Genomic DNA, 18,621 nt, shown 5'->3' with positions numbered 1-18,621 from the left:
CTCCCGGTAGGCTGACAGTATGAGCCAGAACACGAATTCCGAAATCGAAAACACCCCCACCCAGCGCGCCGCCGTCGTCACCGGCGCGAGCTCCGGAATCGGCGCAGCCACCGTTGCCGCGCTGGCAGACAAGGGATGGAAGGTCTTTGCTTTCGCTCGTCGTGAAGACAAGCTCACCAGCGTGGCCGAAGCCGCCGGCGCAGTTGCCGTCGTGGGTGACGTGACGGTTCAGGAAGACATCGATCGCCTCCTGAAGACCGTGACGGAGCAAGGCGGCGTGGACACCGTCATCAACATCGCCGGTGGCGCCCTAGGCGTCGATACCATCGGCAACGCCAAGGACGAAGATTGGGAGCGCATGTACGCCATCAACGTCCTGGGCACCATGAAGGTCACCCGTGCGTTTTTGCCCATGCTGAGAGAACAAGGCGAAGGCACCGTCCTGAACATGACCAGCATGGCGGCCCTTGTGTCCTACGAAGGCGGTGGCGGCTACAACGCAGCGAAGTCCGCAGAGCGCGCCATGACCCACGCACTCCGCCTCGAAGAAGCGGAGAACAACGTCCGCGTGATCGAAGTTCTGCCGGGCATGGTGTACACGGAAGAGTTCTCGCTGGTGCGGTTGGGCTCGAAGGAAGCCGCCGAGAATGTGTACCAAGGAGTGGAGAAGCCGCTGCTCGCCGAGGACATCGCGGACATCGTCTCCTACGCCGTGAATGCGCCACACCACGTGAACTTGGATGAGATCGTAGTTCGCCCCGTAGCTCAAGCGGCGGTGCATAAGGTGATCCGCAAGAACTAGCGGTATTATGGTGGTACTTGCGTTGACCCGGCCATCACCGGCGAGCATTCGGAAGAACGGAGCCGGCAACGGTTCTTACTAGACCCGAACGGAACCGTCCGTTATAGCGGTAATCAAGCGGCGTCGTCGTCCTCTAAAAAGGGATTCGGCGCAAGCGGGGTGGTACCGCGACCCTTCTGCCCATGTAGAAGGACGTCGTCCCCGCATCGAAGTAAAGACCCTCACCGGGTCGCCGATGCCAGGACTGACCATGAGCTTTTACCCCAAGGCCACCACAGATCCCCACCGCGGGACGGCTTCGTCTCCGCGCTTCCCCGAAATCGAAGAACGCATCCTGAAGTATTGGGATGAGGACGGAACGTTCCAAGCCAGCATCGATCAGCGCGCCGCCGGTGAGAACGAGTTCGTGTTCTATGACGGCCCTCCCTTCGCGAACGGCCTCCCGCACTACGGTCACTTGCTGACCGGCTACGTGAAGGACCTTGTGGCGCGTTACCAGACGCAGCAGGGCCGCCGCGTTGAGCGCCGCTTCGGTTGGGACACGCACGGTTTGCCGGCTGAGCTGGAAGCCATGAAGCAGCTGGGCATGACGGATAAGAACGAAATCCTTGCCATGGGCATCGACAAGTTCAACGACGCGTGCCGCGCTTCCGTCCTGAAGTACACCGACGAGTGGCGCGAGTACGTGACCCGCCAGGCACGCTGGGTGGACTTCGACAACGACTACAAGACCCTCAACGTGGGCTACATGGAATCCGTGCTGTGGGCGTTCAAGAACCTCAGCGATCAGGGCCTGACCTACAAGGGTTTCCGCGTTCTTCCATACTGCTGGAAAGACGAAACGCCGCTGTCAAACCATGAATTGCGCATGGATGATGACGTCTACAAGAACCGCCAGGACCCCACGGTCACGGTGGCTTTCGAGCTGGCGGGGGAGAAGGCTGACGCGCTGGGCCTCGGCGGAACCTACGCGCTCGCATGGACCACGACGCCGTGGACCCTTCCTACCAACCAGGCTCTAGCGGTTGGTCCTCAGGTCACCTACGTGACCGTTCCGGCTGGCCCGCACGGCGCTGGCGTTGGCGAGAACTTCGCACCGAAAGCATTCTTGCTTGCGAAGGATTTGCTGGGTGCGCACGCGAAGGATCTTGGGTACGACGACGCAGCTGCCGCAACGGCCGCTGTCACTCGCGAGTTCCAGGGCACCGAACTTGAAGACGTGACCTACACGCCGCTGTTCGATTACTTCACGGACGATGAGACCTACGGCACCGGAACCGCATGGCGCATCCTTGTGGCTGACTACGTCACCACCACGGACGGTACCGGCATTGTTCACCAGGCTCCTGCCTACGGTGAAGATGACCAAGCTATCTGTGAAGCTGCCGGAATCCCTGTGGTGCTGTCCGTAGATGAAGGCGCGAAGTTCCTTCCGCTCTTCGCCAAGCCAAGCCCATCAGGCTCCACCGAGCTCGCTGAGATCGCTGGCGTGCAGGTGTTCGAGGCGAACAGGACCATCATCCGTGTCCTCAAGGAAAAGGGCGTGCTGGCTCGCCAAGCAACCTACGAGCACTCCTACCCACACTGCTGGCGCTGCCGCACGCCGCTCATATACCGCGCGATCTCCTCGTGGTATGTCTCCGTCACGAAGTTCAAGGAGCAGATGCTTGAACTGAATGAAGAGATCAACTGGATCCCGGGCAACGTCAAGCACGGCCAGTTCGGCAAGTGGCTCGAGAACGCTCGTGACTGGTCCATCTCCCGCAACCGCTTCTGGGGTTCGCCCATCCCTGTGTGGGAATCTGACAATCCTGAATACCCACGCACCGAGGTCTATGGCTCTTTGTCCGAGATCGAAGAGGCGTTTGGTCGTTTGCCGTTGAACCACGAGGGTCAAGTTGACCTGCACCGTCCGTTCATCGACGAACTGGTGCGCCCTAACCCGGACGATCCCACGGGACAGTCCATGATGCGCCGCGTCGAGGACGTCCTGGACGTGTGGTTCGACTCCGGTTCCATGCCGTACGCGCAGGTTCACTACCCTATGGAGAACCGCGAGTGGTTTGATACCCACAACCCGGCTGACTTCATCGTGGAGTACATCGGCCAGACGCGCGGCTGGTTCTACACGCTGCACATCTTGGCTACCGCACTGTTCAAGCGCCCCGCGTTCAAGAACGTCATCAGCCACGGCATTGTGTTGGGATCCGATGGACAGAAGATGTCCAAGTCCTTGCGCAACTACCCGAACGTGAACGAAGTGCTGGACCGTGACGGTTCAGACGCGATGCGCTGGTTCCTCATGAACTCTCCGATCCTTCGCGGTGGCAACCTGATTGTCACCGAGGAAGGCATCCGCGAAGGCGTGCGTCAGGTGCTCTTGCCGCTGTGGAACGTATGGCACTTCTTCAGCCTCTACACGAACGCCGCGAACAACGGCGCTGGCTACGAAGCCAAGCTGCGCTACACCTCGAGCGATCCACTGGATTCCTACATGCTCTCCGCCACCGGAAACTTGGTGCGCGAGGTCAAGGAAAATATGGACGCCTACGACGTCTCCGGTGCCACCGAGACCGTGCGCTCATACATGGAAACGCTCACCAACTGGTACGTGCGCCGTTCCCGCGAACGCTTCTTCAACGAAGACGAACAAGCGTTTGACGTGCTCTACACGTGCTTGGAAACGGTCTGCCGTGTGGCAGCGCCGTTGCTTCCACTCGTGACGGAAGAGATCTGGCGCGGATTGACGGGCGAGCGTTCCGTGCATTTGACGGACTACCCGAACGCCGAGGACTTCCCACACGATGTGGACTTGGTGGAGACCATGGAGCTCACCCGCACCATCTGCTCCACGGGTTCCTCGTTGCGCAAGGCCTCGAAGCTTCGCGTGCGCTTGCCGTTGCAGTCTTTGACGGCGGCCGTTGCCGAGCCTGCACGATTGAGCGAAACCTTCGCCTCGATCATCGCGGATGAGCTGAACGTGCGTGAGGTGTCCTTCGTGGATGCCGCTACCACCAGCTCCGCCGATTACGGGCTTTCTCAGCAGCTGACCGTGAACGCTCGCGCGGCCGGACCGCGCTTGGGCAAGAACGTTCAGCAAGCTATCAAGGGCGCCAAGTCCGGTGACTGGAGCGTCAATGACGCTGGAGTTGTCACGGCAGGCGGCTTGGAGCTACTCGAGTCCGAATACACGCTGGAGTCCGTAGCCGCCGAAGGCGCCGGAGCAGTGTCCGTTCTTCCGGGCGGCGGATTCGTGGTCCTCGATACCGAGGTCACCGCGGAACTCGAAGCCGAAGGCATCGCCCGTGACGTGGTTCGTTTGATCCAGAGCGCTCGTAAGGAAGCTGACTTCGCGGTCAGCGACCGCATCCGCACGGTGCTGACCGGCCCGGCGAATGAGATTGGCGCCGTCCGTGCCAACGAAGAACTCGTCAAGGGTGAAACGTTGACCCTGGAGCTGGAACTTGTGGTGGAAGACTCGCTCGAGAAGATCGAAGCGAACGTTCAGAAGCTTGGCTCCGGCCAGGGCTCAGCTGCTGCAGCACCAACAGAGGACGCTGCACCAGCAGCTGTCGCCGAATCAGGAGACAACGCGTGAGCACGTATGACGAGTACTCGGTAGCCAGCGTTTATGCTGAGCTGCTCAGCCGCGCGCCGGAAAACAAGATTGAACCGCGCATGGAGCCCATGTTCCGTGCCATGGAAATCTTGGGGGAGCCCAACAAGGCCTTCCCGATCATCCACATCACCGGCACCAACGGTAAGACCAGCACCGCGCGCATGATTGAGGCCCTCCTGATGGCTCACAACTTGCGCACCGGCCGCTACACGAGCCCTCACTTGGCCAAGGTCACCGAACGCATTGTGATTGACGGCGAGCCCGTTGATGATGAGACGTTCGTGCGCATTTGGGATGAGATCCGCCCTTACCTTCTGATGGTGGATCAAGAGCTCGAAGAGCGCGGCGAGAACAAGCTCACCTACTTTGAGGCAGTGACCATCTTGGGGTACGCGATCTTCGCGGATCAGCCCGTGGATGTTGCTGTGATCGAGGTGGGCTTGGGCGGAATCACCGACGCCACGAACGTGGGCGACGGACAGGTTTCCGTCGTCACGCCGATCTCCCTGGATCACACCGATCTGTTGGGGGATACCGTCTATGACATCGCCTTGGAGAAGTCCGGCATCATCAAGCCGGGCGGCTTCTTGATCTCCTCGGAGCAAGAACCCGAGGCTGCTCAGGTACTGCTGGAGAAGGCTCGAGAAGTGGGTGCTCCGTTCCGCTTTGAGGGTGTGGAGTTCGGCGTGGAACGCCGTGACATCGCCGTGGGTGGACAAGCCATCACCATTTCCGGTCTTGCCGGCCGCTACGAGGACATTGCGCTTCCGCTCCACGGAAAGCACCAAGCCCAGAACGCTGCCGTCGCTCTCGCCGCGGTTGAAGCGTTCATTGGCGGCGGCGAAACCATGCTGAACGAGGACCTGGTTCGCGCCGGCTTTGAGGCTGCCTCCAGCCCTGGTCGACTCGAAGTAGTGCGTACCTCGCCCACGGTTCTGGTCGATGCCGGTCACAACCCGGATGGTGTCCGCGTTTCAGCGGAAGCCATTAAGGAGTCCTTCGGCTTCAGCAAGCTGGTCCTCGTGGTGGGCATTCTTCAAGAGAAGGATGCACAGTCCATGCTCGAGGAAATGTACCGCCAATACGGTGAGCTGGTAGAGGATATTTGCCTCACGCAGTCCACCTCACCGCGCGCTATTCCAGCCGGGGAATTGGCCACGCTGGCCATCAACGCGGGCTTTGATGAAGAGGACATGCACGTCACGGAAAAGCTGGACGACGCCCTGGACTGGGCTGTCTCGCGAGCTGACGAGGCTGAGGACTTTGGTGGCGGAATCCTGATTACCGGTTCCATTACCTTGGTGGGCGAAGCGCGCACCTTGCTGGGGAAGTAGGCCATGGCAAGAGAACGCAAACCACGCCCCGCCCCGGGAACTCCGAAGCCACGGCGCTCCACTCGAGTGCTCTTCGCCTCCACCATCTTGAGCCTCGAGGCTTTCGTGATGTTCTTCGCGGGCATCGCGATCTTCGGATTGCGCCGCGCTGAGCCCATCGCTCCGTGGATCTTGGCGGCCGCACTCATCATCACGGTGGCGTGCATCATGACGTGCTCGCTCTTGAAGAAGCCGCTGGGCTATTGGATCGGTTGGATCATCCAGATTGTCATGGTGCTGTTCGGCTTCTTGGAACCCATGATGTTCTTCGTCGGCATTCTCTTTGCCATCACCTGGTGGTACGGGGTCACGAAGGGCCGCATGGTGGATCTTGAAAACAAGCGCCGCGATGAGAAGCAGGCCGAGTGGGAACGCGAGAACCTTGCGAAGTCAGCCCCTGAGAACCCCGGCCCCACCACCAACTAGTATTTTTAGTAGTAACCAAACTTGTGAGGAGTTCAGCTATGTCTGCAGAACAACCCGTAGAGCGCACACTCATTCTGGTCAAGCCAGATGGCGTGAAGCGTCAACTGACCGGCGCCATCCTGGCGCGCGTTGAAGCCAAGGGCTACACCCTTGCCGAACTGAAGATGGTAAACGCCGACCGTGCGCTGCTCGAAGAGCACTACGCAGAGCACCAGGGCAAGCCGTTCTTCGAGCCTCTCGTAGAGTTCATGCTCTCCGGACCAGTCGTGGCCGCCATCGTTGAAGGCCACCGCGTGATTGAAGGATTCCGTTCCCTAGCAGGAACCACGGATCCCACCACCGCAGCACCGGGCACCATCCGTGGTGACTTCGGCCGCGACTGGGGCCTGAAGGTTCAGCAGAACCTGGTGCACGGTTCTGACTCCGTGGAGTCGGCAGAGCGCGAAATCGGCATCTGGTTCAAGTAGCCACACGGCTTCATCAAGCATTAACGACGAAGGTCCTCGACACAGCAATCACGCTGTATCGAGGACCTTCGTGTGTACGGGGTCTAAAACCTTACGACGCCGGGAAGAACGCGTTCATAAACCGGAAGAAGATGCTGGCTGCGACGGCGATGACCAGCAGCGCCACGAACATCCAGTTCCAGCTGGCAACAAAGCGCTTCAAGCCATCGCTGGAGGGGATGACATCTGTGAGGATATTTCGGGAGAACGTGGTGATGAACAAGATGATCATCATGGCCCAGACGATCATGCAGTAAATGCAGAGGGCGTTGATGTCGTATACGGCCTGGCTCCAGAGCCACACGCAGAATGCGAACGCCAGCGTGATTCCGGTCTGGAAACCAATCCAGTACCAGCGGGGGAAACGTGCTCCGGAGAGCAAAGAAACGCCAATGGTGATGACTACAGCGAAGCCGATGATGCCAATGATGGGGTTCGGGAAACCGAACAGCGCGGCCTGCCACGATCGCATGACGGTGCCACAAGAAATCCACGGATTGATGTCACAGCTCGTGACATGTCCAGGATCCTTATAGAGAGCGAAGCGTTCGAGGACCAAGATAAACGAGGCAATAAACGCCACGAGACCCGTCAGTGCAACGATCCAACCGAACCCGCGATTCGAAGCCCAAGCGGGAAGTGCGGGGTAAGCGGCGCTCAACGCTGCGTCGTCGTCATCTCTGTCTTGATACGTATCCGCGGCGCTCAACGGCGTGGGATCGGCGGGGCGATTCAAACGAAACTCCTCAGTAAATTTCAATGGTGATCTGGGCTGATTCTAAGTGATGAAGCTGGAGCTTTCGTGGCAACATTGTTTCGTTGTTGGCATAGTGACGCCGATAACTTGCCCTGATATGAAAGAATGGCAGTGGTTGGAAGTGGCCCCACACGCCACAACTAATCCAGCGACAGGCTTCCAGGATCCTTTGCGATGCAACGTGAGAGCAATCGAACACAGTTTTAGTTCGTAGCCACGAAGACCGCAGGCGTCCGCCGCTCATGTATAGCGGATGGAAAAGCGCCGCTGTTCCATCGGACTGGCCGCGCCCACGAGTGAGCGCGAATCCGAGGGAAAACTGAGACTTCCGAAGGTTGGAGGACACTAGTCCCAACCTCTCGACCGAGATGCCGGTGCGCTTGATGTGGCAAGGGTTCCGGTTAGGAGCTGTACTCATGGACCAACAGTCCAACCACAACGCCACACCCGAAAACGTTGAAGAAAACGTTGAAAACTCAAGCATTTCCGAAGTTGATGCCCCTGCGGTTGAAGAACCAGCAGTAGATGCTTCCGCAGTAGAAGCCGAAGAGGCTGTACCCGAAAATGCATCGGCTGACGAGACCTCTGAAGACGAAGTCGAAGAAGAGGCTGACAAAGACGGTGACGCAGAGGCTGAAGAATCCTCCGCGCCGGCGCAGCCAGTTATCCCGGTGAACCCTTTCGAACTCCCAGCAGGCCCCGGCGGCTTGGTGTTCCACGCGCCTGACTTGAGCGCGATTCCCCCGATTCCTTCGCGGGCTCCGAAGGTCAATGACGATGAGGACGACGACGAAGCACCGCGTGGCTCGCGTTCACGCCGTCGCTCTCGTTCGCGCGTTTCTTCCCAGCGCACTGAAGAAGTAACGGGCGAAGACGCAGACGTACAGGACTCCGCAGACGCAGATGAAGAACCAGCGGGTTCCACTTTGCGTCGCCGTCGTCGTCGCCGTCGTGGGGACGCTGACATTGAACTTGAAGGTGGCTCGCAGGATGATCCACCAAACACTGTGACGCGCGTTCGCGTGCCACGCAGCACCGCCGATTCCTCCACGTCCCAGCGCGTTACCGCCGTGAAGGGTTCCACGCGTTTGGAAGCCAAGCGTCAGCGTCGTCGTGAGTCCCGTGAAGTGGGTCGTCGTCGTCACGTGATCACGGAAGCCGAGTTCTTGGCTCGCCGTGAGTCCGTGGACCGCCAGATGATGGTGCGTCAGAACGAGGACCGCATTCAGATCGCCGTGCTTGAAGACGGCATCCTTGCAGAGCACTTTGTTTCCAAGACGCAGCAGGATTCGCTGATTGGCAGCGTCTACGTGGGCAAGGTGCAGAACGTGCTTCCGTCCATGGAAGCTGCCTTCGTTGATATTGGGCGCGGCCGCAACGCCGTCTTGTACGCAGGCGAAGTGAACTGGGATGTGGCCGGCCTTGACGGTCAGCCACGCCGCATTGAGCACGCCATGAAGTCCGGCGACACCGTCCTGGTGCAGGTCACTAAGGACCCCGTAGGACACAAGGGTGCTCGCCTGACCTCGCAGATCAGCCTTCCGGGCCGTTACTTGGTGTACGTGCCGGGCGGTTCCATGACCGGCATTTCCCGCAAGCTACCTGACGTTGAGCGCAGCCGCCTCAAGAAGATCCTCAAGGATCACTTGCCAGAGAACGCGGGCGTCATTGTGCGCACCGCCGCCGAAGGTGCCAGCGAAGAAGAGTTGATGAATGACATCAACCGACTTCGCGCGCAGTGGGAAGACATTGAGGCGAAGGCCAAGTCCACCAAGACGCTGGCCCCTGAGATCCTCTACGGCGAACCAGACCTGACCATCAAGGTGGTCCGCGACGTCTTCAACGAAGACTTCTCCAAGCTTGTTGTCCAGGGCGACGAAGCGTGGGACACCATCGAGGCATACGTTACCTACGTGGCCCCTGACCTCGTGGGCCGCTTGGAAAAGTGGAATGGCGACAAGGACATTTTCGCTAAGCACCGCATTGACGAGCAGATCCACAAGGCACTGGACCGCAAGGTCTTCTTGCCTTCCGGTGGCTCGCTGGTCATTGACCGCACCGAAGCCATGACCGTGGTGGACGTGAACACCGGTAAGTTCACCGGCTCCGGCGGCAACCTCGAAGAGACCGTCACCAAGAACAACTTGGAAGCCGCGGAAGAGATTGTCCGTCAGCTGCGCTTGCGCGACATTGGCGGCATCATCGTGATCGACTTCATCGACATGGTGCTCGAATCCAACCGCGACTTGGTGCTGCGCCGACTCGTTGAGTGCTTGGGGCGTGACCGCACCAAGCACCAAGTTGCTGAAGTGACCTCGTTGGGCTTGGTCCAGATGACGCGTAAGCGCATGGGTACCGGCCTGCTCGAAGTCTTCTCCGAACAGTGTGACGCTTGCGCCGGCCGCGGCATCATCACCCATGATGAGCCCGTCGAGCACCGCCACACCCCGTCGCAAGAGCACAGCAATAACTCCAGCAACCGTCCTTCCCGAGCCGAGCGGCGTCGTCGTTCTAAGGACAAGGACACCGTTGAAACCGTCAAGGACAACGCTCCCGCCAGCACCCCGGTAGCCGCTCCGGCTGCAAAGCCAGCCGCTGCCACGGAGAGCGAAGACCCGGAGAAGTCCGCCCGCGCTCAAGCTGCCCGCAAGGCGTTCGCGAGCATCGCGGCCGCCGCACACGCAGCCCACGAGCCTGGCCAAGAGGACCAGGCCGGTGAAACGCCTGCCGAGGCTACTCAGCGTTCTGAGGACTCGACTCCTGGTCACCGCCCGTTCGAGCAAAGCTCCTTGGAGCAGCGCCTGGCAGAGAAATCCAACCGTGAGCAGGGTTCACGTGACCAGGGCTCGCGTGAAGGCTCCGGACGGAATCGTTCGCGCAAGCCGCGCCGTTCGTCGTCCGAGGCACAGCGTGGGGGCGGGGATTCGAACTTCGAAGTGCCGCAACGTGGTGAAGATCGCACTCCTCGTCCTGTAGAGAATGTGGATGCGGAGGACGCCGGCGAGGTGGAGACCGTGGTGGTGCACGGCGAGAAGATCGCTTTGCCGCGCGGCCGCCGTGAGCGTCGTGTGGCGAGCTCTGCAACGCAGGCTCCGCAGTTGACGCTTGATGCGTTGGCTGCCGCGTTGGATGCGGTAGCACCGCTCCAGCACGACGACGCAGCTCGCGAAAAGCAAGAAACTTCCGTAGCGTCCAAGCCCACTGAGGCGCCAACCGAGGCAGCAGTACATGTTGCCCCGGCTCAGGTGACCCCAGCGGTGCCGGCAGCTACGCAGGCGCCACAGAACCCCGGAAACCTGGAGCCTGTGGCGGAACGCAAGCAGCGTCGTCGTCGTGTGGCATCAAGCCAGCAGGGAGCCGGTAACACGGAAATCCAGCGCCACGACGGCGAAGCGCAAGCGCAAGGTTCCAGCTTTACCGCAAGTGTCGCTCAGGCGACGCCTGTGGGGGAGCGCGAGGCAACTAGTGCGACTGCGCAACCTCAAGTGTTGGGCACCGGTGTGCCCGCAAGCGAGCTAGCTAAATAGGACGCGAATCCGGTGACTCCCACTGAAGCAGGGAGTCACCGTGCAATTCGCGGCGCGCCGGGGTGTGTTGTATTTGCCCAGTTGGCCGTGAGTAGCGTAAAGTAGAGCTTCGGTGCAAAGGCCTGGGCGCGATTTTTCCCCCTCGGCATTAAGCACAAAGCATTCCCCTTCTCCTTAGTTGGTTGGAATGTTGCGCACATCAGTGCGCCGAACTTTCATGTAAGAGATGTCGAGAGAAGTGAGTTCCCAAGTGGTGTACGCGATTGTCCGCGCTGGCGGCCGCCAGGAAAAGGTTTCTGTGGGAGACCTCGTAACCCTTGACCGCGTCCCCGCCGAAGCAGGCAGCACCATTGAGCTTCCCGCTCTGCTGCTGGTTGACGGTGACAAGGTCACGTCTGCAGCGAGTGACTTGGCTAATGTCAAGGTTACCGCTGAGGTTGTCGAGAACCTCCGTGGACCGAAGATTGTTATTCAGAAGTACAAGAACAAGACCGGTTACAAGCGTCGTATGGGCTTCCGTTCCGCTTTGACCAAGGTGAAGGTGACCTCGATCGCCTAAGGCGACTCGAGCATCGATCCATCGATTCTTAAGGTAGGCATATTCAATGGCACATAAGAAGGGCGCAAGCTCCACCCGTAACGGTCGTGATTCCAACGCACAGCGCCTCGGCGTAAAGCGCTTTGGCGGTCAGACGGTTTCTGCAGGCGAAATCATCGTTCGCCAGCGTGGCACCCACTTCCACCCAGGTGAGAACGTGGGACGCGGCAAGGATGACACCTTGTTCGCACTCGCCGCAGGCGCAGTCGAATTCGGCACCCGTCGTGGTCGTCGCGTTGTGAACATCCTCGCAGGCCAGTAATTTGGCGCGAGACTTAGACGGCGCGTAAGCGACGGCTGAGACTAGATTTACTAAACTGGAGGGCGGACCACGTGTCCACCCTCCAGTTTGCTATTTGGCCAGATTTCTTGCGGATCATCGCACGGAACAGGCCACAGATTTTGAATTACAGGAGACAGACTCATGGCAGCATTCGTAGACCGCGTGGTCCTTCACGTGTCCGGTGGAATGGGCGGCCATGGCTGTGTTTCCGTCAAACGCGAAAAATTCAAGCCCCTCGGTGGACCCGATGGCGGTAACGGTGGCGACGGCGGCGATGTGATCCTACGCGTGGACGAACAGACCACCACGCTCTTGGATTACCACCACTTGCCACACCGTCACGCCACGAACGGCGAAATGGGCCGCGGCGATCTGCGGCACGGTAAGACCGGCGAGACCCTCGTGCTGCCCGTTCCCGACGGCACCGTAGTCAAGAGCCGCGACGGCGAGATCCTAGTGGACCTCACCGGTGTGGGCAAAGAGTACGTGATTGCCCGCGGCGGTATGGGCGGACTCGGAAACGCATCCCTGTCCTCCCAAAAGCGCAAGGCTCCTGGTTTTGCTCTCTTGGGTATCGAGGGCGATTCGCGCGATATCGTTCTGGAACTCAAGACCGTAGCTGACGTTGCCCTCGTGGGTTTCCCGTCCGCCGGCAAGTCCAGCCTGATTGCGGCCCTGTCTGCTGCACGTCCTAAGATCGCGGATTACCCGTTCACCACGCTGACCCCCAACCTTGGTGTGGTTCAAGCGGGCGACGTTCGCTTCACCGTTGCTGACGTTCCGGGCCTCATTGAAGGCGCGTCCGAAGGCCGCGGCTTGGGTCTTGACTTCTTGCGCCACGTTGAGCGTTGTGCCGCATTGGTGCACGTCTTGGACACGGCCACGCTAGAAGCTGACCGCGATCCGATCTCAGACCTTGAAACCATTGAAGCCGAGCTGGACAACTACGCCGTTGACGCTAGCTTCGCGGGTGTCGATGGAACCGTGGTTCCGTTGAATGAGCGCCCACGCTTGGTCGCTTTGAATAAGACGGACATGCCAGATGGCGCCGAAATGGCTGACTTCGTCCGCAAGGAACTTGAAGGCCGCGGATACCGCGTCTTCGAAGTTTCCGCGTTGACCCGCGAAGGTCTCCGCGAGCTGTCCTTCGCCATGGCCGAACTGGTGCAGAAGGCGCGCGACGCCGCTGAGACTGTCCCGGTCGATGCACCTGTTGAGGTAGTGCGTCCTCGTTACGCCACCAAGACCGAATTCGTGATCCGCAAGGAAGAGCGCAACCTCGAGCCGCTGTTCCGTGTGCTGGGGGAGAAGCCCGAGCGCTGGGTTAAGCAAACTGACTTCACTAACGACGAAGCCGTGGGCTACCTTGCTGACCGCCTCGCCAAGTTGGGTGTAGAAGATCAGCTCTTCAAGTCCGGTGCTCGCCCAGGTGACGCCGTGGCCATTGGCGAAGACAACGCTGTGCTCTTTGACTGGGAGCCCACCATGTCCACCGGTGCCGAATTGTTGGCATCGCCGCGTGGTACGGACCTTCGTCTGGCTGAGTTCTCACGTCCAACCCGTGACCAGAAGCGTGTTGAGCACCAGGAGCGTAAGGACGCTCAGGCTGCTGCTCGTGCCGAACTGGAAGCTGAGCGCAAGGCCGGAATCTGGACGGAGTCCGTGAACTACAAGCACCAACAGGGGAACAAGTCCGAATGAGCGTTGCCAAGAAGCGCCCTTCACCCGTCAAATCCCGTCTAGACCTTCCCTCCGCAGACCTCGTGGTGGTGAAGGTGGGATCCAGCTCCATTACGAGCGTCAGCGGTGGCATTGACTCTGCGGCAATTCAACGCTTGTCAGATGCTGTAGGGCGTGCCGTGAAAAACGGTACCAAGGTGGTGTTGGTGTCCTCGGGAGCAATCTCGGCGGGACTTGCTCCGCTGGGCTTCGACCATCGACCTGGGGATCTCGCGACGCAGCAGGCTGCCGCCAGCGTGGGTCAGGGCCTGCTCATGGCTCACTACACGGCCGCGTTCAGCGGTCACGGCTTGATCACCTCCCAAGTACTGCTGACTGCTGAAGATCTCATTCAGCGCCAGCAATACGCCAACGCTTTCCGTGCACTCTCTAAGCTGCTCTCGCTAGGCGTAGTTCCGATCGTCAATGAAAATGACACGGTCGCCACGCACGAAATCCGCTTTGGCGACAACGACCGCCTCGCGGCTCTTGTAGCTCACTTGGTCAACGCCGACGCGCTGGTGCTGCTCTCTGACGTGGATTCTCTCTACGACGGGCCGCCTTCCGAAGGTGCCCAACGGATCCCTCACGTGCGCTCACCCAAGGATCTCACCGAGGTACGCATCGGCTCCGTGGGCTCCGCCGGTGTTGGAACCGGTGGCATGGTCACCAAGGTCCAAGCGGCCACCATGGCCTCCGAATCAGGCATCCCCGCTCTCATCACCTCCACCGTGAACGCTGGCCAAGCACTGACCGGCGAGGACGTGGGCACCTGGTTTGATGCTTACGGCAAGCGCCGACCACTGCGCCACTTGTGGCTGGCACACCTGGCTAACACCCATGGTCGCCTCACCTTGGATGCGGGCGCCGTGCGTGCGATCGCCAAGGGCAAAGCGTCCTTGCTAGCCGCTGGCGTCAAAGCCTCCGAAGGCGCGTTCGATGTGGGAGATCCCATTGAGCTTGCCGACGCCGAAGGTGTGGTGTTTGCCCGCGGATTCTCTAGCTACGCCTCCAACGACATCCCGGAGATGCTGGGCCTGACCTCTGGCGAACTTCGCGAGAAGTTCGGCACTCAATTCGAGCGCCCTTTGGTCCATGTGGATGACCTCGTCATTATGACGAACGGGGTTCGGAAAATCTCCGCACGCTCGGCAGCCGTCTAAACTTGAGGGTATGACTGAGACAGCACACGAGAATTCACTAGAGAACGCCACCGCGGTAGAGGAAACTCCCGCCACGGCACCGGAAAACGTCTCTACTGAGCTCTCTCCTGAGCAGGTCAACGAAAAGGTTTCAGCACTTGCTGATCGCGCCCGCGCAGCATCCCGCATTCTTGCGCGCGCTGATCGCGACTGGAAAGATCTCGCCCTCCGCGAAATCGGATCTCAGCTGAACTCCCGCCGCGAAGCCATCCTTGCCTACAACGCCATCGATGTGAAGCGCGGTCAGGACAACGGCACCACTGAGGCCATGATTGACCGATTGCGTCTCACGGACGCTCGGATTGACGGCCTGGTTGCCTCTCTCGAAGAGCTTGCCGGACTGCCTGATCCCGTGGGCGAAGTTTTGCGCGGACAGACCCTTCCTAACGGGCTGCGCCTGCGCCAAGTGTGCGTGCCCTTGGGCGTGATTGGCGTGATCTATGAAGCGCGACCCAACGTCACCATCGACATCGCCGGCCTAGCACTCAAGAGCGGCAACGCGGCTCTCTTGCGCGGTGGCACGGCGGCACAAGAAACCAATAAGACTCTCGTGGGCATCATCCGCGATGCCTTGCGCAAAGTTGAACTCCCTGAGGACCTGATCCTCAGCACGGATGAGTTCGGTCGCGAAGGCGCCAACGCCATGATGGCAGCACGCGGCAAGATTGACGTATTGATCCCACGCGGCGGCCGTTCGCTCATCCAGTCGGTCGTACAGAATTCGCGGGTCCCGGTCATCGAAACCGGCGAAGGCAACGTGCACATCTTCGTGGACGAATCCGCCGACGCCGAAATGGCCACGGATATCTTGGTCAACGCTAAGACCCAGCGCCCCTCCGTCTGCAACACGGTGGAAACCCTGCTTTTGCATGAAAACGCCAGCACCGCGGGCTATGAGATCCTTCGCGAACTGAACCGCCGCGGCGTCGTCCTTCACGTCGATGACAAAGCCAAGGCAATCGCTAAGGAAATCCCTACCGTGCCCGCCACGGAAGAGGACTACCAAACCGAGTACATGAATTTGGACATCGCCGTGCACGTCGTCGCTGACATGGATGAGGCCATAACCCACATCCGCAAATACACCACCGGACACACCGAAGCGATCCTGACCAACGATCTCAAGAACGCAAACCGGTTTGTGGAGGAAGTGGATTCCGCGGCCGTCATGGTCAACGCCTCGACGCGTTTCACCGACGGTGGCCAGATGGGTCTAGGCGCCGAAGTTGGCATCTCGACCCAGAAGATGCACGCGCGCGGACCCATGGGTTTGCGCGAACTGACCACCACCAAGTGGATCGTCAATGGCGATGGGCAAGTTCGCGTCTAATCGGCAGTTCGCGAATGAAGCGGGCATGACGACACAAGCGGTTGCGGGGGCGTCTTGGAGCCATGCAACTCGATAACATAGGCTGTATTCAATTAATGCTGGTGTAACTGGCATGTTTTTTGCACTGAGGGAGAAAAATGTTGAACCTGGTTACTGCAGCAGAGGCTGCGGCTGAAGCTGAGGGCGCTGGATTGTTGCCGTACATGATTGGTGGCGGAATCTTCGTCTTCTTCATGGTTCTCTTGTTCGTCACGCTTTCCTTCTCGAACGTTGGCCTTCGTCACGAAGCCCACGCTCAGGTGAACAACCCTCACAAGCCGGTTCCTCACCACCACCAAGACGCAGTCGATCAGCGCCACGGACACTAGGAGCCGCTGAATGGGCGCCAAGCGCCAGCGGCTCGGAGTCATGGGTGGGACGTTTGACCCCATCCACCACGGCCACTTAGTGGCGGCAAGCGAAGTTGCCGCCACCTTTGATCTCGACGAAGTCGTCTTTGTGCCCACGGGGGAGCCGTGGCAGAAGAGCGGGACGGACGTCTCTGATTCCGAACACCGGTATCTGATGACGGTTATCGCCACAGCTTCGAACCCCCGCTTCACCGTGAGCCGTGTAGACGTAGACCGCGATGGTCCTACTTACACGATTGACACGTTGAGAGATTTGCGCCGCTTGCGCCCAAACTCGGACTTGTTCTTCATCACCGGCGCCGATGCCATGGCTCAAATCATGTCCTGGAAGGACGTCGACGAGCTGTGGGAACTCGCGCACTTCGTTGGCGTGACTCGCCCGGGCCACGTGTTGGATAGCATGGGACGAAGTGACGTTAGTCTTCTAGAAGTTCCTGCGATGGCAATATCCTCTACGGATTGCCGATCGCGAGTGAAGAACGCACAGCCTGTCTGGTACTTGGTGCCGGATGGTGTGGTGCAGTACATCGCCAAGCATCAGTTATATTTGTCCGCTTCAGAACGTGAGAAGGGGACTCCGGAAGGAGCATGAGATGAGCGGCGAGAACCCACAACCCCTCACTCGACGCGAATTACGTGAACGCCGTCAAGCTGCTGAGGCAGCGCGAGCACGCGGCGGTGCCCTGCCCGAAACTTCCACCACTGCGCCAGCTGCCCCCTTGGTAGAGCGCGCGGAGTCCGTGGAGTCAGATTCTAAAACTCCAGCCGCGGTTGCTGCCGCCGCCGATGTTTCAGAATCAACTGACGCTGTAGCGGCGGATACTTCGGATTCCGTCGGCCCTATCACTCGTCGTCAGCGCCGCATCGAAGCGGCCAAGAAGCCGCGCAGTGCCGCAAAGTCCTCGCACTCTGCAACCGCGGATGGGACGAAGGACGTGGATACCAGCCACGTAGACCTTTCTAAGCTCAAGCAGGGTGGCCCTGTCACCGGCCGCATGTACAAGATTCGTGAGAAGGCCAGGGACACGGAGAACTTCGTGGCCGCTAATGACGAAGATGTCCATGATGCTGATCCACAAGCAACACCGGATCAGGCGCAAAAGGATCTGTTCAACACGGGCCTGAACAGCCCGGACACCCGTTCGGTGCACGTGGTCATGCCTCAGCCAGCTCAGCGAAACTTCGCGTCTGAAGATGAGGCCGATCTCGCTGCAGCGGAAGCTGAAGAAGAATTTGGTGCGTCTAAGGCGCGCTTTGAGAGCCGTGCCGAGGTGCGCAAGCGTCAACTCAAGCCTGTTCGTAAGGACGTTTCGCCGTCGCAATCGGCGCGGGCACGGATGGCGGCCGCTGCCGGTTCTTCGGCTACGGGCTCGTCTACGCCAAGCGCACGGAACTCGGGAACACCTGAACCATTCCAAGCGTCGTTGGCCCAGGGGCTAGAACCGTTGGGCTTCATGGATGGCGGCGGTGCTCGCGCTCGTCGTCAGTTTGTCATCTCTGTGGCGGCGCTCAGCGTTGGTCTGTTGACCTTCATTGTGGGCCTGACCATGATTTTGACCCGATAATTTTTGATCATCACTTTTACCACCAACAATCAACAACAAGGAGTTACGTGACTGCTGCGCAATTTTCCATTGACATCATGCGAGCTGCCGCTGATGCCGCTCGCGACAAACTGGCCTCGAACGTCGTGGCCGTGGATGTCAGTGAGCGCTTGGGCATCACGGATGCCTTCCTGATTGCCTCCGCAGACAATGAGCGTCAAGTCAACGCCATTGTGGACGGCATTGAGGAATCCCTCGCCGAGAAGTATGACCTTCACCCGACCCGCCGCGAAGGCCGCGGAGAGGGCCGCTGGGTTCTCCTTGATTACCAGGACGTCGTGGTGCATGTTCAGCACGACGAAGACCGGGTGTTCTACGCTCTGGACCGGTTGTGGAGCGATTGCCCACTGATCGACGTCTCAGAGGGTACGACGACGCCTGCTTCCGTTGAGGAGAAGCCTGCGGCCGAGTAGTCGCTGCGGTCTTGTAGATTTCGCGAGTGACCCCTTGCGGATGGTTCTGAGG

At 59.8% G+C, this 18,621-nt stretch carries 16 protein-coding genes; 15 read left to right on the top strand and 1 reads right to left on the bottom strand.

From position 1 onward, the window contains the following. Window positions 1–19 precede the first annotated feature (19 nt). The 5 genes from HD598_RS03710 (at window position 20) to ndk (ending at window position 6,687) form a co-directional block, all read left to right on the top strand. Entirely contained in the window at window positions 20–802 is a 783-nt protein-coding gene (locus tag HD598_RS03710) for an SDR family oxidoreductase (RefSeq protein WP_183663907.1), read from the top strand. 250 nt (window positions 803–1,052) lie between these two features. Then, a complete protein-coding gene (gene ileS / locus HD598_RS03705) occupies window positions 1,053–4,400 on the top strand; it encodes an isoleucine--tRNA ligase (protein ID WP_183663905.1) in 3,348 nt (1,115 codons plus the stop codon). Continuing rightward, complete coding sequence (locus HD598_RS03700; protein WP_311538941.1) at window positions 4,397–5,755, top strand: bifunctional folylpolyglutamate synthase/dihydrofolate synthase; 1,359 nt, start codon at window positions 4,397–4,399, stop codon at window positions 5,753–5,755. Before ileS ends, HD598_RS03700 begins: the two co-directional genes overlap by 4 nt. Before the next feature lie 3 nt (window positions 5,756–5,758). Beyond that, a complete protein-coding gene (locus HD598_RS03695) occupies window positions 5,759–6,220 on the top strand; it encodes a DUF4233 domain-containing protein (RefSeq protein ID WP_183663902.1) in 462 nt (153 codons plus the stop codon). A gap of 38 nt (window positions 6,221–6,258) precedes the next feature. Then, window positions 6,259–6,687, top strand: a complete 429-nt coding sequence (ndk, locus tag HD598_RS03690; protein ID WP_071893481.1) for a nucleoside-diphosphate kinase — start codon at window positions 6,259–6,261, stop codon at window positions 6,685–6,687. Between the two features lie 91 nt (window positions 6,688–6,778). Here ndk and HD598_RS03685 read toward each other — a convergent pair whose 3' ends face one another. Then, entirely contained in the window at window positions 6,779–7,462 is a 684-nt protein-coding gene (locus tag HD598_RS03685) for a vitamin K epoxide reductase family protein (RefSeq protein ID WP_183663899.1), read from the bottom strand. A 437-nt stretch (window positions 7,463–7,899) separates the two neighbouring features. Between HD598_RS03685 and HD598_RS03680 the strand changes: the two genes are divergently transcribed. The 10 genes from HD598_RS03680 (at window position 7,900) to rsfS (ending at window position 18,569) form a co-directional block, all read left to right on the top strand. Next, complete coding sequence (locus HD598_RS03680; RefSeq protein WP_260170481.1) at window positions 7,900–11,010, top strand: Rne/Rng family ribonuclease; 3,111 nt, start codon at window positions 7,900–7,902, stop codon at window positions 11,008–11,010. 250 nt (window positions 11,011–11,260) lie between these two features. Continuing rightward, a complete protein-coding gene (gene rplU / locus HD598_RS03675) occupies window positions 11,261–11,569 on the top strand; it encodes a 50S ribosomal protein L21 (RefSeq protein WP_071893483.1) in 309 nt (102 codons plus the stop codon). Between the two features lie 46 nt (window positions 11,570–11,615). Continuing rightward, window positions 11,616–11,870 carry a 50S ribosomal protein L27 gene (rpmA, locus tag HD598_RS03670; RefSeq protein WP_071893484.1) on the top strand — a complete coding sequence of 85 codons (255 nt, stop codon included), beginning with the start codon at window positions 11,616–11,618 and terminating at the stop codon, window positions 11,868–11,870. Window positions 11,871–12,032: 162 nt separating this feature from the next. Beyond that, window positions 12,033–13,592 carry a GTPase ObgE gene (obgE, locus tag HD598_RS03665; RefSeq protein ID WP_071893485.1) on the top strand — a complete coding sequence of 520 codons (1,560 nt, stop codon included), beginning with the start codon at window positions 12,033–12,035 and terminating at the stop codon, window positions 13,590–13,592. Continuing rightward, window positions 13,589–14,773 (top strand): glutamate 5-kinase, encoded by a 1,185-nt coding sequence (gene proB, locus HD598_RS03660; protein WP_183663895.1) that lies wholly within the window; start codon window positions 13,589–13,591, stop codon window positions 14,771–14,773. Before obgE ends, proB begins: the two co-directional genes overlap by 4 nt. A 10-nt stretch (window positions 14,774–14,783) precedes the next feature. Then, window positions 14,784–16,142 carry a glutamate-5-semialdehyde dehydrogenase gene (locus tag HD598_RS03655; RefSeq protein ID WP_183663893.1) on the top strand — a complete coding sequence of 453 codons (1,359 nt, stop codon included), beginning with the start codon at window positions 14,784–14,786 and terminating at the stop codon, window positions 16,140–16,142. 137 nt (window positions 16,143–16,279) lie between these two features. Continuing rightward, window positions 16,280–16,510, top strand: coding sequence for a hypothetical protein (locus HD598_RS03650; RefSeq protein ID WP_183663891.1), 231 nt, complete (start codon window positions 16,280–16,282; stop codon window positions 16,508–16,510). Window positions 16,511–16,520: 10 nt separating this feature from the next. After that, on the top strand, window positions 16,521–17,144 hold the full coding sequence (nadD, locus tag HD598_RS03645) for a nicotinate-nucleotide adenylyltransferase (protein WP_071893489.1): 624 nt from the start codon (window positions 16,521–16,523) through the stop codon (window positions 17,142–17,144). Window position 17,145: 1 nt separating this feature from the next. Beyond that, window positions 17,146–18,117, top strand: a complete 972-nt coding sequence (locus HD598_RS03640; RefSeq protein WP_183663888.1) for a hypothetical protein — start codon at window positions 17,146–17,148, stop codon at window positions 18,115–18,117. 47 nt (window positions 18,118–18,164) lie between these two features. Then, window positions 18,165–18,569, top strand: a complete 405-nt coding sequence (gene rsfS, locus HD598_RS03635; RefSeq protein WP_183663886.1) for a ribosome silencing factor — start codon at window positions 18,165–18,167, stop codon at window positions 18,567–18,569. Window positions 18,570–18,621 lie beyond the last annotated feature (52 nt).

Source organism: Neomicrococcus aestuarii, from assembly GCF_014201135.1.
In the GTDB taxonomy this organism is placed as follows: Bacteria; Actinomycetota; Actinomycetes; order Actinomycetales; family Micrococcaceae; genus Neomicrococcus; species Neomicrococcus aestuarii.
This window is presented reverse-complemented; position numbering and strand designations above follow the sequence as displayed.